We start from the raw sequence: 14,435 nt of genomic DNA on the forward strand, positions 1-14,435 counted from the left end.
CACCGTAGCCGCCGCCACCGACAACGGGCCCCGGCCGTCCGCGGGCGCCGGTACGGGGGTCCGCCCGGGGAGCCCCCGAGGGGGCGCACTCGGAAGCGGAACACCACGTTCCTGTCCCCCTTCGAGCGGTACCTTCACCCGTAGGGGTGAGAACCGTTCCATTGGTACGAAGAGCGCCCCCGCTCCCGCCTACGGTCGCCCAGTGACGAGCAGCAGGCTGGATCCCCCCTCACGCACTCCCGGCGCACACCGGGCGCACCGCGCCGCAGCGGACCAGGGACCGCGGACGCTCGGCCAGCGGCCCCCGGCCCGTTACGAGGCGGCCCTCGACGGCCTCTTCACGTACTGCCTCTCGGTGCTCTGCGACCACGACACGGCCACGGCCGTCCTCGGTGACGTCCTCGCCGTCGCCGAGCGCCACCACGCCCGCTGCCCCTCCGACGAGGAGGGCCGCACGGCCTGGCTGTACGCCCTCGCCCGCTGGGCCTGCCTGCGCAGCCTCGGCGAGCAGCGCCGCCGGCGCCAGGGCGCGCACACCGGGCGTCCCGCCGTCACCGCGCCCGAGCCGCCGCCCGTACCGCCGGAGACCGCCGAGCGCCGCCGCGCCGAACTGGCCCGGCTCGCCTGGCCGGAGGCCGCCGGCACCACCCCCGAGCAGCGCGAGGCGCTGGAACTCGCCGTCCGCCACGGCCTCAGCCGCCGCCAGGTCGCCGCCGTGCTCTCCCTCGACCCGCCGGCCGCCCGGGAGCTCCTCGCGGCCGCCGCCTGCGAGGTGGAGCGGACCAGGGCCGCCCTCGCCGTCGTGGAGACCGGCGGCTGCCCCACCGTCGCCCGGCTCACCGGCGACCACCGGGTCCTGCTCTCGGCCGCCCTGCGCGCCGAACTCGTCCGGCACGTCGACGACTGCCCCCGCTGCCGGAAGACCGCCGAGCGGGTCGGGGCCCGCGGGCCCTGGCCCGGCGCCACCAGCCCCGCCCCCGCGCGGCTGCCGCTGGTCGAGGCGCCCCGGGCCGCCGCGTACATGGCGATGCTGCACGTGCCCCGCGCGCGGGCGGGCGCCCCCCGGTTCTCCCCGACCGGTTTCCCCCTGGACCCCAAGGACCACGCGGCCCGGCGCGACCGGCTGCGGGCCAGGGCCGTCACCACCACCGTCGTCGCGGCCGTCGTCGCCGCCCCGGTCCTCGCCCTGTGGAGTTCGTACCGGGGCGCCCCGGCCGCGGACGAACGGGGCCGCGAGGACTCCCGGATCAGCGCGCGCGAGGACGGGGGGCCGACGGGCGCGGACGGCCGCTCGTACGACCGGTACGAGAACGCGGGCAACTCCCACACCTCCCCCGAACACGGCTTCACCCGCGGCGGTACCGCCCCCGGCGTCTCGGTGGAGGTCGTCAGCCCCGGCGGCCCCCCGGGGCCCGTCGCCCCCGCCCTCCCCGGCGACCCGGTCCCCGGCTGGATCACCGTCTCCGCGCGCGGCCACGGCGACCTGACCCTGCTCACCCTCACCGCGGCCGGCGGCACCCCGGTCGACTGGGCGCTGTGGACGGACGCCCCCTGGCTCTACGTCAACCGCGCCACCGGCACCCTGCGGCCCGGCGAGAGCGTCACGATCACCGTCCGCGTCGACCACGCCCGCGAGCCGGAGGGCCCGTGGGCCGCCCGGGTCGGCGTCGACCCCTCCGGAGCGGTCGTACGGATCCACGGGCGGGGACAGGGCGAGGCGCCGCGGGCGGTCCCCCCGCCCGTCGCCGGACCCGCCCGGCCCCCGGCGGCGGAGGAACCCCCGTCCCCGCCCCCGGCCACCACCGACCCGACGACACCGCCCACCGAACCGCCGGCCACCGGGACCCCGACGGACCCGCCGCCCGCGACGAGCGAACCGCCCACCACCCCGCCGCCGGCCACGACGGATCCGACCACCCCGCCCCCGACGACGGAGGAACCGCCCCCCGCCACCACCGATCCGGCCACGACGGCCCCGGCCACCGAGGAGACGCCCCCGCCGTCCTCCCCCTGAGACGCCGGGGGACGAAGGCGAGGGTTACGGCGCGGGGCGCGGGTCCGCCGGGTGCGGGGCGACCAGCGGCAGCTGCGAGGCGAGCCGGGCCTCGCACAGCCCGGCCAGCACCGCGTACGCCTCCGGTCCCATCATCTCGGTGAGCTCCGGCCGGTAGGTGACGTACACGGGCTCCCCGGCCCCGTGCGCCGACGTGGCCGAGGTGCACCACCAGTGCAGGTCGTGGCCTCCGGGCCCCCAGCCCCTGCGGTCGTACTCGCCGATGGAGACCTGCAGGACCCGGGTGTCGTCCGGCCGGTCGATCCAGTCGTACGTCCGGCGCACCGGCAGCTGCCAGCACACGTCCGGCTTGGTCTCCAGGGGCTCGCGGCCCTCCTTCAGCGCCAGGATGTGCAGCGAGCAGCCCGCGCCGCCCGCGAAACCGGGACGGTTCTGGAAGATGCAGGAGCCCTGCCAGCGGCGGGTCTGCCGGTCACCGTCCTCGTCGAGCTGCACCCAGCCCGTCTCCGTACCGACGTCGTGGAACTCCCACAGCTCCGGCGTGAGCCGGGCCACGTGCGAGGCCACCCGCTTCTCGTCTTCCTCGTCGGAGAAGTGCGCGCCCAGGGTGCAGCAGCCGTCGGCGGCGCGCCCCGCCTGGATGCCCTGGCAGCCACTGCCGAAGACGCACGTCCAGCGCGAGGTCAGCCAGGTCAGGTCGCAGCGGAAGACCTGCTCCTCGTCGGCGGGATCGGGGAACTCGACCCATGCCCGGGGGAAGTCCAGGCCCTTCTCGTCCGGTTCCACGTTCGCGTTCCTGCCGTTGCCCTTGCCGCTGCCCTTGGCTTTGCCCGGCTTCGCCTTGTTCGTCTTTGGCACACCGCCAAGCGTATGCGGGCGGGCGCAGTAGCGTTTCCGCCATGAGACTCGGAGTCCTCGACGTCGGTTCGAACACGGTGCACTTCCTGGTGGTGGACGCCCACCCCGGGGCCCGCCCGCTGCCCGCCCACTCCCAGAAGGCGGAGCTGCGGCTCGCGGAGCTGCTCGACGCGCGGGGCGCCATCACGCCCGGCGGGGTCGAGCGGCTCACCGCCACCGTCCGGGAGGCGCTCCACGCCGCCGAGGACAAGGGCTGCGAGGAGATCCTGCCGTTCGCCACCTCCGCGGTGCGCGAGGCCACCAACGCCGACGCCGTCCTGGCCCGGGTCAAGGACGAGACCGGCGTCGACCTCCAGGTCCTCACCGGCGAGGAGGAGGCCCGCCTGACCTTCCTGGCCGCCCGGCGCTGGGTCGGCTGGTCCGCCGGGAAACTGCTGCTCCTCGACATCGGCGGCGGCTCCCTGGAGGTCGCGTACGGCATCGACGAGGACCCCGACGCCGCCGTCTCCCTCCCGCTGGGCGCCGGCCGCCTCACCGCCGGATGGCTGCCGGGCGACCCGGCCGGGGCGGAGGACGTGAAGGCGCTGCGCCGCCACGTGCGCGCCCAGATCGCCCGCCGGGTGGGAGTGGTCAGCCGCTTCGGCCCGCCGGACCACGTCGTGGCCACCTCCAAGACCTTCAAGCAGCTCGCCAGGATCGCGGGCGCCCCGGGCTCCGGCGAGGGCCTCTACGTGCAGCGGGTCCTCAGCCGCGCGTCCCTGCAGGAGTGGGTCCCGCGCCTCGCCGCGATGACCGTCCCCGAGCGCGCCGCCCTCCCCGGCGTCTCCGAGGGCCGCGCCGCCCAGCTCCTCGCGGGCGCCCTGGTCGCCGAGGGCGCGATGGACCTCCTGGGCGTCGAGCGGCTGGAGATCTGCCCCTGGGCCCTGCGCGAGGGCGTCATCCTGCGCCGCCTGGACCACCTGCCGGTGTGAGCCGGCCCCGGGGCGGGCCCGGCCCCCGGGTCCGGCCTCCGCCCCCGGGCCCCGCCCGTGTGACCGGAACCACCCCCCGGCCCACGTGACCGGAACCACCCCCCGGCGCCCCCTACCGACCCGTACGCTGTTCTGCGTGGCAGAACCAGTGGTGCGCGTCCCGGATGCGAAGGTCGCCCTGTCGACGGCCTCGGTCTATCCGGAGTCGACGGCGACGGCCTTCGAGATCGCGGCGCGCCTCGGCTACGACGGTGTCGAGGTCATGGTGTGGACCGACCCCGTCAGCCAGGACATCGAGGCGCTGCGCCGCCTCTCCGACTACCACCAGGTCCCGATCCTCGCCGTCCACGCGCCCTGTCTGCTCATCACGCAGCGCGTCTGGTCCACCGACCCGTGGGTCAAGCTCCGGCGCGCGCAGGCCGCGGCCGAGAAGCTCGGCGCCTCGACGGTCGTCGTGCACCCCCCGTTCCGCTGGCAGCGCCAGTACGCCCGGGACTTCGTGCGCGGCATCTGGCGGATGGCGGACGAGACCGACGTGCGGTTCGCCGTCGAGAACATGTACCCGTGGCGGTACAAGGACCGCGAGATGCTCGCGTACGCCCCCGAGTGGGACGTCACCAAGGACGACTACCGGCACTTCACCGTCGACCTCTCGCACACGGCGACCGCCCGCACGGACGCCCTCGCGATGATCGACCGCATGGGCGACCGGCTGGGCCACGTCCACCTCGCCGACGGGCGCGGCTCGGCCAAGGACGAGCACCTGGTGCCGGGGCGCGGCACCCAGCCCTGCGCCGAACTCCTGGAGCGCCTCGCGCACACCGGCTTCGACGGGCACGTCGTCATCGAGGTCAACACCCGGCGGGCGATGTCCGCCGCCGAACGCGAGGCCGATCTCGCGGAGGCCCTCGCCTTCACCCGCCTCCACCTGGCCTCCCCGGCCGCCGGACATCCCACGGGCCTCACGCGCCCCTCGGCCTCCGCGCGGCCGTCCGGCAGCGCCCGCCCGTCCACCACCGCGCCGCCCTCCGGGGCGCCCCGCCCCTGACGGGCGCCGACGCCCCTGACGGGCCGGCCGAACCTCGATCCGGAGCCGGACCGAGGGGTGAACACCCAGTCCGCCATGCGGACAGCATGTCCAGATCTTGGAGCGGCGGCGTACGCTCGACAGCAAGCACACCCGTCACGAGGAGCGAGCGACGATGCCCCAGCTGAGGTCCCGCACTGTCACCCACGGCCGCAACATGGCGGGCGCCCGCGCCCTTATGCGCGCCTCCGGTGTACCGGGCGCGGACATCGGCCGTAAGCCGATCGTCGCGGTCGCCAACTCCTTCACGGAGTTCGTCCCCGGCCACACCCACCTCCAGCCGGTCGGCCGGATCGTCTCCGAGGCCATCACGGCCGCCGGTGCCATCCCGCGCGAGTTCAACACCATCGCCGTGGACGACGGCATCGCCATGGGCCACGGCGGCATGCTGTACTCCCTGCCCTCCCGCGACCTGATCGCGGACAGCGTGGAGTACATGGTGGAGGCGCACTGCGCCGACGCCCTGATCTGCATCTCCAACTGCGACAAGATCACCCCGGGCATGCTGATGGCCGCCCTGCGGCTCAACATCCCGACGGTCTTCGTCTCCGGCGGCCCGATGGAATCCGGCCGCGCAACGCTGGTCGACGGCACGGTCCGCACGCTCGACCTGGTCGACGCGATGGCCGACGCGGTGAACCCGAAGATCTCCGACGAGGACATGCTCCGCATCGAGGAGAACGCCTGTCCGACCTGCGGGTCCTGTTCCGGCATGTTCACCGCCAACTCGATGAACTGCCTCACCGAGGCGATCGGCCTCTCCCTCCCCGGCAACGGTTCGCTGCTGGCCACCCACACCGCCCGCAAGGCGCTGTACGAGAACGCCGCCCGCACCGTCGTCGACATCACCCGCCGCTACTACGAGCAGGACGACGACTCGGTCCTGCCCCGCTCGATCGCCACCCGCGCGGCCTTCGAGAACGCCATGGCCCTCGACATCGCCATGGGCGGCTCCACCAACACGATCCTGCACCTGCTCGCCGCCGCCCAGGAGGCCGAGCTCGACTACGGCCTGCCGGACATGGACGAGGTCTCGCGCCGCGTCCCCTGCCTGGCCAAGGTCGCCCCCAACGTCGCCAAGGACCGCACGTACTACATGGAGGACGTGCACCGGGCCGGCGGCATCCCCGCCATCCTCGGCGAGCTGTACCGCGGCGGTCTGCTCAACGAGGACGTGCACTCCGTCCACGCGCCCTCCATCAAGCAGTGGCTGGAGACCTGGGACGTGCGCGGCGGCTCGCCGTCCGAGGAGGCCGTCGAGCTGTGGCACGCGGCCCCCGGCTGCGTCCGCTCCGCGACCGCCTTCTCCCAGTCCGAGCGCTGGGAGGCGCTGGACACGGACGCGGCGAACGGCTGCATCCGCGACGTGACCCACGCCTACTCCAAGGACGGCGGCCTCGCCGTCCTCCACGGCAATCTCGCCGCCGACGGCTGCGTCGTGAAGACGGCCGGCGTCGACGAGTCGATCTGGACCTTCGAGGGCCCCGCGGTCGTCTGCGAGTCGCAGGACGAGGCCGTCGAGAAGATCCTGAACAAGCAGGTCAAGGACGGCGACGTGGTCGTCATCCGGTACGAGGGCCCCAAGGGCGGCCCCGGCATGCAGGAGATGCTCTACCCGACCTCCTTCCTCAAGGGCCGCGGCCTCGGCAAGACCTGCGCGCTCGTGACGGACGGCCGCTTCTCCGGCGGCACCTCGGGCCTGTCCATCGGCCACGCCTCCCCGGAGGCGGCCTCGGGCGGCACCATCGCCCTCGTGGAGGACGGCGACCGCATCCGCATCGACATCCCCCGCCGCTCGATCGAACTGCTCGTGGACGACGAGACCCTGGCGGCCCGCCGCGCGGCGCTCGGTGGGGTGTACGCGCCGAAGAACCGGCAGCGCAAGGTCTCGGCGGCGCTGCGGGCGTACGCGGCGATGGCGACGAGCGCGGACAAGGGCGCGGTCCGGGACGTGTCCAAGCTGGGCTGACCCGGCCCGGGAGAGACCTTCCTTCCGTACGACGGCGGGGCGTGAGCGACGGGCTCACGCCCCGCCGTCGTACCCGGGCTCGCGTCGGCCCCCCCGCGTCCCCACGGCGGGCGGGTGCGCCCCTCACCAGCGCCCCGGCTCCGCCCCGTCCACCGCGAAGACCGACCCGTCCGGCGCGGTGGCCACGACCCGCCCGCCGAGGACCACCGGCGGAGCGACGCCTGCGCGATAACCGAGCCGCCCGCCGCGCAGGCGGGGTTCGGTCTGGCCGGCCAGTGCGCCGCGGGCCGTGTCGACCGCGAGCAGCCGGCCGTCCGCCGCCGAGAGGTACAGCCGGTCGCCCTCGCCGAGGACGGGCGCGGACACCGGCCCGGCGGCCGTGGACAGCTGCCACAGTTCGCGTCCGCCCGGGACGGCCGTGTCGACGGCGACGAGCATGCCGGTGCGTTCCAGCAGGTAGACGGTGGTGCCCCGGACGGCGACGCGCGGCTCGCCCATCCGGAACGGCAGCCGCACCCGGTGGGCCGCCCCGCTCGCGGGGTCGTATCGCACCACCCCCTCCGTCTGCGAGTCGAGCCGCTGCGCCGTCAGGATCACCGCGCCGGCCGGCCCCGTGGCCACCGGCAGGAGCAGCCCGTCCAGGGTGCGCCGGTGGACCACCTCCCCGGTCCGCGCCCGGACCGCGCTGAGCAGGGTGCGCGTGCCGTCCGCCGACTGCTCGTGGACGTGGACGAGCCCGGTCCCCGGGTCGTACGGCCCGAAGCGCGGGTCCGTGTGCCCGCGCAGGTGCCGCTGCCACAGCCGCGCGCCGGTGGCCCCGTCGAGGGCGGTCACCGCGCCGGAGGGCGAGCCGAGGAGCAGCACGTCGCCGGCGGGGGCGGCACCCCCGGTGAACCCGGCCAGGTCCGCGTCCCACCCCGGGGCCCCGGTGGCCGCGTCGAAGGTCGCGTACCGCTCGCCGGTGTGGGTGCCGACCCGTCCGCCGGCCGGAACCGGAGCCTGGGCGACCGCCTCGGCGGGCAGCGGGCGGGACCACAGGACCGTTCCGGTGCCGGGGTCGATCCGCGCCGCCCCGATGCCGCGCGCGGAACAGTGCAGGGTGCCGCCGGGCCCGGCCGCGCACGCCGGCGCCGTGTCACCGCCCGGGAGCAGCAGGGTCCGCCAGGTGTCGAGGGGTCCGGTGGCCGCCGCCCGCCGCGAGGTCTCCAGGGCGTCGGGCTGCTGCGCCCACCGCACGGCGAGGGTGCCGCCCGCGGCCAGGACGGCGAGCGCGACCAGCGCCGTGAGGGCGCGCGGCCGCCGGCGCCGGGACGCGGGCCGGCCGGCCGCGGGCGCCACGCGCAGGGCGCGCGTGTCCGTGTCCCGTACGGCCTCCCCGTCCCGTACGGCATCGGCGGCGGGCGCCTCCGGAGCCCTCCGCTGCGCCGGTATGAAGGCCGTCGCCTCGTACGAGGGCGGCAGCAGCGCCGCCATCACCTCGTCCGGGGTGGGCCGTTCCGCCGGATCCTTGGCCAGGCAGCGGGCGACCAGCGGGGCGAGGTCGGCGGGCACCCCGGTGAGGTCCGGCTCGTCGTGCACGACCTGGTACGCCACGATGTACGGGCTGTCCGAGTCGAAGGGGCCGCGGCCGGTCGCGGCGTGCACCAGGACCGAACCGAGCGCGAAGACGTCGGCGGCCGGGCCGACCTGCCGGGGGCGCTGGAACTGCTCGGGCGCCATGTACGGCGGCGACCCGATCAGCTTGCCCGTCTCGGTCCGCAGGTCGCTGTCGACGGGACGGGAGATGCCGAAGTCGATGACCTTGGGGCCGGTGTCGGTGAGCAGCACGTTGCCCGGCTTGAGGTCGCGGTGGACCACCCCCGCGCGGTGGATGTCGCGCAGCGCCTCCGCGAGCCCGGCGGTCAGCCGCCGCAGCTCGGCCGGGGACAGCGGTCCGTTCCGCCGGACCTGCTCGGCGAGCGTCGGGCCGGGCACGTAGAGGGTGGCCATCCAGGGACGCGCGGCGTCCGGGTCGGCGTCGACGACGGGCGCGGTGAAGGCTCCGCTGACCCGCCGGGCGGCGGCGACCTCCTGCCGGAAGCGGGCCCGGAACTCCGGGTCCGAGGCGTACGTCTCGTGCACGACCTTGACCGCGAGCCTCAGCCCGGACGCGGAGCGGGCCAGGTGGACGACGCCCATGCCCCCGGACCCGAGCGGCGCCTCCAGACGGTATTCACCCGCGTACCGCGGCTCCTCCGCCTCCCGGCCGACGCCGGTGCTGCGCAACGGTGGCATAGCCCCACCCCGTGTTTCCCCCGTGAATTCGTGCGCGCGCACGACGCTCGGAGCCTAGTGGATGCCCCTTCGATTCCCGGCAGGGCTTGGTAGCCTGCGCGCGTCGTTCGAACGGGGGAATGAACCATGTCCATTGACGAGACGTCACCGTCCACCGCCACGGCCGCCGCGCACGAGGAACTCGCCGGCGCCGCCGCGCTCTCCGTCACCCGGTACCCGGTGGCACCGGGCCACCGGGTGAACGTGCGCAGCGGCCCGGGGACCACGTACCGGATCGTGCGGACCCTGCCGTACGGAGCGTCGGTGCCGATCTACTGCCAGCGCCCGGGGGAGTGGGTCACCGGCCCCTACGGCACCACGAACGTCTGGGACAACATCGCCGACGGCGAGTACGTCTCCGACGCGTACGTGAAGACGGGCAGCGACGGCTACGTCGCCCCGCGCTGCGGCTGACCGCTCCCGCGTCCGTCGTCGCCCCCGGGGATAATCGTCCCCGTGAGCGACGACGACCGTACCGACACGACCGGCACCGGCCCCGCCGAGGGCGCCACCCCCGCGGGGCCCCGTCCGGAGGAGATCCGTTTCTTCGGTACGACCTGGGTCGACCACAGCGGCCACTACGCGCTGCGCCGGGCCGGTCTGGCCGCCGGCGCGCTGCTCGCCGCCGCCGCGGGCTGCCTCTTGCTCCGCTTCGCCTACCAGGGGCTGGAGATCGCCGCCGTGGGCGGCTTCGTCAACGCGCTGGTCGTCGTCATGTTCGCCGTCTGCAGCGCCGTCGCCTTCCGCAAGACCTGGGAGGGCTTCGGCCGCCGGCCCGCCGACCCGGCCCGTGAGGACTCCCTGCGCAGCCTCAAGATGATCGGCTTCGTCGGCTCCCTCCTCGCCTACTTCTTCCGCTGCTTCGCCGAGGCGCCGGGCGAGAAACTGCGGCGCTCCGAGTACGAGACGGCCCGCGCCCGGTACGAGAAGCGGCGCGGCACCCGCACCGGCAACCCGGCCGCCCGCAAGAAGCCCAGGCGGAAGTAGCCCCGGCCCGGCCGCCCCTTCTTCCCGAAAGCCGGGCGCCTTGATCCGGCCCCCCGCCGGCCGCACCGGCTGCCCGCCCCTCGGACACCCCACGCGCCCCACCCGCCGCCGGTGCGAGGATGGGCGCGCGGGTGCGCGTTCCCCTCCACCCGCGTGGACCGGCGTTAGGCCCTCTCCGGCGAGGTGAAAGACCCATGACCCAGACCGTCGCAGTCCTCGGCACCGGCAAGATCGGCGAGGCGCTCCTCAGCGGCATGATCCGCGCCGGCTGGCGCCCCGCCGACCTGCTGGTCACCGCCCGCCGCGCCGAGCGCGCCGAGGAGCTCCGCACCCGCTACGGCGTCGAGACCGTCACCAACGCCGAGGCCGCCAAGCGCGCCGACACCCTCATCCTGGCCGTGAAACCCCAGGACATGGGGCGCCTCCTGGACGAGCTGGCCCCGCACGTCGCCGCCGACCGCCTCGTCATCAGCGCCGCCGCCGGCATCCCCACCTCGTTCATCGAGGACCGCCTCACCGCCGGCACCCCCGTGGTCCGGGTCATGCCGAACACCCCCGTCCTCGTGGACGAGGGCATGTCCGTGATCTCGGGCGGCAGCCACGCCACCCCCGCGCACCTCGCCCACACCGAGGAGATCTTCGGCGGCGTCGGCAAGACCCTGCGCGTCCCCGAGTCGCAGCAGGACGCCGCCACGGCCCTCTCCGGCTCGGGCCCGGCCTACTTCTACTTCCTCGTCGAGGCCATGACCGACGCGGGCATCCTCCTCGGCCTGCCCCGCGCCCAGGCCCACGACCTCATCGTCCAGGCCGCCATCGGCGCCGCCGTGATGCTCCGCGACAGCGGCGAGCACCCGGTGAAGCTTCGCGAGGCCGTCACCTCCCCGGCCGGCACCACCATCAGCGCCATCCGCGAGCTGGAGAACCACGGGGTGCGGGCCGCCCTCATCGCCGCCCTCGAAGCCGCCCGCGACCGCAGCCGCGAGCTGGCCTCCGGAAACAGCTGACCCCCCGGCCGCCCTACGCGGCCCCGGCCCCCTCCACCACGTCCCGCGTGGTCACGACCCGGGCGAACCCTCCGCCGTGCAGCGAGACCGCCGTCGCCCGGGTCAGCTCCTCCGCCGTCCGCCGCCACCCGAAGGGCCCCTCCAGGTCGAAGGTGTGCATCGCGTCCAGCGCGAACAGCACCTCGTACCCCAGGTTCCCGCCCATCCGGGCCGTCGTCTCGTTGCACATGTTCGTCTGGATCCCGGCGATCACCAGCTGCTCGATCCCCTGTCCCGCCAGCCAGGCGTCCAGGTCCGGCTCGCCGTAGAAGGCCGAGTTCACGCTCTTGGTGACCAGCAGCTCCGGCCCTTGGCCCTTCCCCCGGCGCTCCTCCACCACCTCCTTGAAGGCGTTCCCCGCCGTCCCCGGCTCCAGCGGCGACCCCTCCTGCCGCGAGTCGTGCCGTACGAACACCACCGGCCGGCCCGTCCCCTGCCACGCGTCGATCAGCGCCGCGATGTTCCGCTCCGCCTCCGGGTTGTCCCGCCGCCCCCACGAGGCGTGCTCGAACCCCTTCTGCACGTCGACGACCACCAGCGCCGCGTTCTCCTTGATCTCCATGCTTCGATCCTGACCCCGTGGCCCCGGCCGCCCCAGAGGGAGAAAAGCCGACGATCGATGGTTTACTGCCGACATGGGAGCCCCCCAGCGCATCGCCCTCCTCTCCTTCCCCGGCATCCGCGCCTTCGACGTCTCCGTCGTCACCGAGGTCTGGGGGAGCGACCGCGCCGCGCGGGGCGTCCCGCCCTTCGAACTGCGCCGCGTCGCCACCGACCCGACCACCCCCATCCCGCTGCGCGGCGGACTGAGTCTCGCCCCGGACCGCCCCCTCGCCTGGCTGGACGGGCTCACCCCCACCGACCTCGTCCTCGTCCCGGGCGTCGAGGACCCGGACTCCGACGTCCCCGCACCGGTCCTCGACGCGCTGCGCCGCGTACACGCCGACGGCATCCCCGTCGCCGCCCTCTGCGCGGGCGCGTTCGTCCTCGCCCGCGCCGGTCTTCTGGAGGGCCGCCGCGCGGTCACCCACTGGGCCCTGGCCGGGCGGCTCGCCGCCCGCCACCCGGAGATCCGGGTCGAGCCCGAGGCGCTGTACGTCGAGGACGACGGCGTCTGGACCTCGGCCGGCACCGCCGCCGGGATCGACCTCTGCCTCCACCTCGTCCGTACGGCCCACGGCGCGGAGGCCGCCGCCACCGTCGCCCGCTCCATGGTCACGGCTCCCTTCCGCACGGGCACCCAGGCCCAGTTCATCGAGCGCCCGACCCCGCGCGCGGACCGCGACGAGGACGCTCTCGCGGCCGTCCGCGCCCACGCCCTGGCCCGTCTCGACCGGCCCCACACCGTCGCGAGCCTCGCGGCGCTCGCCGGCATGTCCCCCCGCTCCTTCGCCCGGCACTTCCGGGCGACCACCGGGACGACCCCCCTGCGCTGGCTCATCACCCAGCGCGTCACGGCCGCCCAGAAGCTCCTCGAACGCACCGACCTCCCCCTGCCCGAGGTCGCCCGCCGCGCGGGCTTCGGCAGCGAGGTCACGATGCGCCAGCACTTCGCCTCGCACCTCGCCACCAGCCCGCGCGACTACCGCGCCGCCTTCCGTCACCCGGCGGGGAGCAACCCGATCGCGCGATAGGCCCGGTCCACCAACGGCCGGGCCATCCCCCGGGCCCGCTCGGCCCCGTCCCGGAGCACCCCGTGGACATGGCCGGGGTCCGCGGCCAGTTCGGCATGCCGTTCCCGTACGGGCCTCAGCAGCTCGACCACCGCGTCCGCCGTGTCCTTCTTCAGGGCCCCGTACGAGGTGTACCCACCGGCCAGCTTCTCCGGGTCCCCGTCCGTCGCGGCGGCCAGCACATCGAGCAGGTTCGCGATCCCCGGCCGGCTCTCCCGGTCGTACACGACCTCCTGCCCGCTGTCCGTCACCGCCCGCATGATCTTCCGCCGTACGGTCTCGGCGTCGTCCAGGAGATAGACGATCCCCGCCCCCTCGGCGTGCGACTTCCCCATTTTCGTCGTGGGGTCCTGCAGGTCCATGACCCTGGCCGCCACCTCCGGCTGCGTCGCCCGCGGCACCGTGAACGTCTGCCCGTACCGCTGGTTGAACCGCACCGCCAGGTCCCGCGTGAGCTCCACGTGCTGCCGCTGGTCCTCACCGACCGGCACCTCGTCGGTCCCGTACGCCAGGATGTCCGCGGCCATCAGCACCGGGTAGGTCAGCAGCGACAGCCGCACCCCCTCCCCGGACTCCCGGGCGCGCACGCTCTTCTCCTTGTACTGGATCATGCGCCGCAGCTCGCCGTCGGTGGCCGTGCACTCCAGGAGGTACGAGAGCCGGGCGTGCTCGTCCACGTGACTCTGGACGAACAGCGTGCACCGCCGTGGATCGAGCCCCGCGGCCAGGAGCAGCGTCGCCGCCTGCCGGCTCAGCCGGGTCACCCGCGCCGGATCGTGCTCCACGGTCAGCGCGTGCAGGTCCACCACGCTGAACAGCGCCTCGGACCGGTGCTGGTCGACCTCGACCCACCGCCGTACGGCTCCGAGGTAGTTGCCCAGCGTCAGATGCCCGGTCGGCTTGACCCCGCTGAAGATCCTCTTCATCGCGTTCCTTCTCCCTCTCGGTCCACGGCCGCCGGCCCGACGGCCCCGGCTCCCGGAGGGGGATACGCGAACGGCCGCCGAGGCGGCGGCCGTCCTGATGCATGCGTCAGCTCGGGCCGCCGGTCAGGCGGCCCACCACTGAGTGGTGTGCGCATGCGTGGTCATACGGGGAGAGTACTCCGAGGGCCGGGGTTGACACGGGGTTTTCCCCTCCGTAGTGTTCTCCGGGTTGTCCGACGTGAGCACCGACTCCGGTCGGCCCCGGACAGCCATCCCGCAAGATCCTCGGAAGCATCCGGTGCTTTGTCGCGCCGTCATGTCCTCCGTTCGTTTTTGCGAAATGAGGAATCCGCGTTCGAGGTTTGGACGCGAGCCGCCGATTAGCGTCGGGGGCAAGGAATCCGCTAAAGTCTCACTCGTCGGAACGGCCCAACAGCCGGATAGACAACCCCTTCTGACGGGGAATCGGACGCCGAAAGGATCTGATAGAGTCGGAAATGCCGGAAGGGCCCGGAGCGAAAGCGAAAGGGACCGGAAAGCACCGAGGAAATCGGATCGGAAAGATCTGATAGAGTCGGAAACGAAGGAAGCGCC

The 14,435-nt window shown here is 74.6% G+C and carries 12 protein-coding genes; 8 read left to right on the plus strand and 4 right to left on the minus strand.

Going from position 1 to position 14,435, the window contains the following annotated elements; translation table 11 throughout:
* Positions 1–202 precede the first annotated feature (202 nt).
* Positions 203–2,014 carry a hypothetical protein gene (locus ACFY60_RS06475; RefSeq protein ID WP_388609265.1) on the plus strand — a complete coding sequence of 604 codons (1,812 nt, stop codon included), beginning with the start codon at positions 203–205 and terminating at the stop codon, positions 2,012–2,014.
* 24 nt (positions 2,015–2,038) lie between these two features.
* Here ACFY60_RS06475 and ACFY60_RS06480 read toward each other — a convergent pair whose 3' ends face one another.
* On the minus strand, positions 2,039–2,872 hold the full coding sequence (locus ACFY60_RS06480; RefSeq protein WP_388609264.1) for a hypothetical protein: 834 nt from the start codon (positions 2,870–2,872) through the stop codon (positions 2,039–2,041).
* Positions 2,873–2,913: 41 nt separating this feature from the next.
* Here ACFY60_RS06480 and ACFY60_RS06485 point away from each other — a divergent pair, with 41 nt between their 5' ends.
* The 3 genes from ACFY60_RS06485 to ilvD all read left to right on the plus strand — a co-directional run bounded on the left by ACFY60_RS06485 (position 2,914) and on the right by ilvD (position 6,899).
* Positions 2,914–3,843, plus strand: a complete 930-nt coding sequence (locus tag ACFY60_RS06485; protein WP_388609262.1) for a Ppx/GppA family phosphatase — start codon at positions 2,914–2,916, stop codon at positions 3,841–3,843.
* A gap of 136 nt (positions 3,844–3,979) precedes the next feature.
* The gene (locus ACFY60_RS06490) at positions 3,980–4,891 is read left to right on the plus strand and encodes a sugar phosphate isomerase/epimerase family protein (RefSeq protein ID WP_388609261.1); all 912 of its coding nucleotides are present in this window, start codon (positions 3,980–3,982) and stop codon (positions 4,889–4,891) included.
* Between the two features lie 154 nt (positions 4,892–5,045).
* On the plus strand, positions 5,046–6,899 hold the full coding sequence (gene ilvD / locus ACFY60_RS06495) for a dihydroxy-acid dehydratase (protein WP_388609260.1): 1,854 nt from the start codon (positions 5,046–5,048) through the stop codon (positions 6,897–6,899).
* Positions 6,900–7,022: 123 nt separating this feature from the next.
* On the opposite strand, the gene ACFY60_RS06500 is transcribed toward ilvD, so the two are convergent.
* The gene (locus tag ACFY60_RS06500; RefSeq protein WP_388609258.1) at positions 7,023–9,173 is read right to left on the minus strand and encodes a PQQ-binding-like beta-propeller repeat protein; all 2,151 of its coding nucleotides are present in this window, start codon (positions 9,171–9,173) and stop codon (positions 7,023–7,025) included.
* 126 nt (positions 9,174–9,299) lie between these two features.
* On the opposite strand from ACFY60_RS06500, the gene ACFY60_RS06505 reads away from it, so the two are divergent.
* The 3 genes from ACFY60_RS06505 (at position 9,300) to proC (ending at position 11,203) form a co-directional block, all read left to right on the plus strand.
* Entirely contained in the window at positions 9,300–9,626 is a 327-nt protein-coding gene (locus tag ACFY60_RS06505) for an SH3 domain-containing protein (RefSeq protein ID WP_388609256.1), read from the plus strand.
* A 42-nt stretch (positions 9,627–9,668) separates the two neighbouring features.
* Positions 9,669–10,199, plus strand: coding sequence for a hypothetical protein (locus tag ACFY60_RS06510; protein WP_388609254.1), 531 nt, complete (start codon positions 9,669–9,671; stop codon positions 10,197–10,199).
* A gap of 194 nt (positions 10,200–10,393) precedes the next feature.
* On the plus strand, positions 10,394–11,203 hold the full coding sequence (gene proC, locus ACFY60_RS06515) for a pyrroline-5-carboxylate reductase (protein ID WP_309057441.1): 810 nt from the start codon (positions 10,394–10,396) through the stop codon (positions 11,201–11,203).
* Positions 11,204–11,216: 13 nt separating this feature from the next.
* On the opposite strand, the gene ACFY60_RS06520 is transcribed toward proC, so the two are convergent.
* Positions 11,217–11,804 (minus strand): cysteine hydrolase family protein, encoded by a 588-nt coding sequence (locus tag ACFY60_RS06520; RefSeq protein WP_388609251.1) that lies wholly within the window; start codon positions 11,802–11,804, stop codon positions 11,217–11,219.
* A gap of 73 nt (positions 11,805–11,877) precedes the next feature.
* On the opposite strand from ACFY60_RS06520, the gene ACFY60_RS06525 reads away from it, so the two are divergent.
* Positions 11,878–12,876, plus strand: coding sequence for a GlxA family transcriptional regulator (locus ACFY60_RS06525; protein ID WP_388609249.1), 999 nt, complete (start codon positions 11,878–11,880; stop codon positions 12,874–12,876).
* On the opposite strand, the gene trpS is transcribed toward ACFY60_RS06525, so the two are convergent.
* The gene (gene trpS, locus ACFY60_RS06530; RefSeq protein ID WP_388609248.1) at positions 12,843–13,841 is read right to left on the minus strand and encodes a tryptophan--tRNA ligase; all 999 of its coding nucleotides are present in this window, start codon (positions 13,839–13,841) and stop codon (positions 12,843–12,845) included. The two genes, ACFY60_RS06525 and trpS, sit on opposite strands and share 34 nt — an antisense overlap.
* Positions 13,842–14,435 lie beyond the last annotated feature (594 nt).

The organism is Streptomyces sp. NPDC012827, assembly GCF_042900905.1.
GTDB lineage: Bacteria > Actinomycetota > Actinomycetes > Streptomycetales > Streptomycetaceae > Streptomyces > Streptomyces gulbargensis.

What these genes read in the sequence shown, in the direction of transcription:
- ilvD (WP_388609260.1), top strand. Translation starts at nt 5,046, where the DNA reads ATGCCCCAGCTGAGGTCCCGCACTGTCACCCACGGCCGCAACATGGCG.
- ACFY60_RS06505 (WP_388609256.1), top strand. Translation starts at nt 9,300, where the DNA reads ATGTCCATTGACGAGACGTCACCGTCCACCGCCACGGCCGCCGCGCAC.
- ACFY60_RS06520 (WP_388609251.1), bottom strand. Translation starts at nt 11,804, where the DNA reads ATGGAGATCAAGGAGAACGCGGCGCTGGTGGTCGTCGACGTGCAGAAG.
- ACFY60_RS06500 (WP_388609258.1), bottom strand. Translation starts at nt 9,173, where the DNA reads ATGCCACCGTTGCGCAGCACCGGCGTCGGCCGGGAGGCGGAGGAGCCG.
- ACFY60_RS06525 (WP_388609249.1), top strand. Translation starts at nt 11,878, where the DNA reads ATGGGAGCCCCCCAGCGCATCGCCCTCCTCTCCTTCCCCGGCATCCGC.
- trpS (WP_388609248.1), bottom strand. Translation starts at nt 13,841, where the DNA reads ATGAAGAGGATCTTCAGCGGGGTCAAGCCGACCGGGCATCTGACGCTG.
- ACFY60_RS06485 (WP_388609262.1), top strand. Translation starts at nt 2,914, where the DNA reads ATGAGACTCGGAGTCCTCGACGTCGGTTCGAACACGGTGCACTTCCTG.
- proC (WP_309057441.1), top strand. Translation starts at nt 10,394, where the DNA reads ATGACCCAGACCGTCGCAGTCCTCGGCACCGGCAAGATCGGCGAGGCG.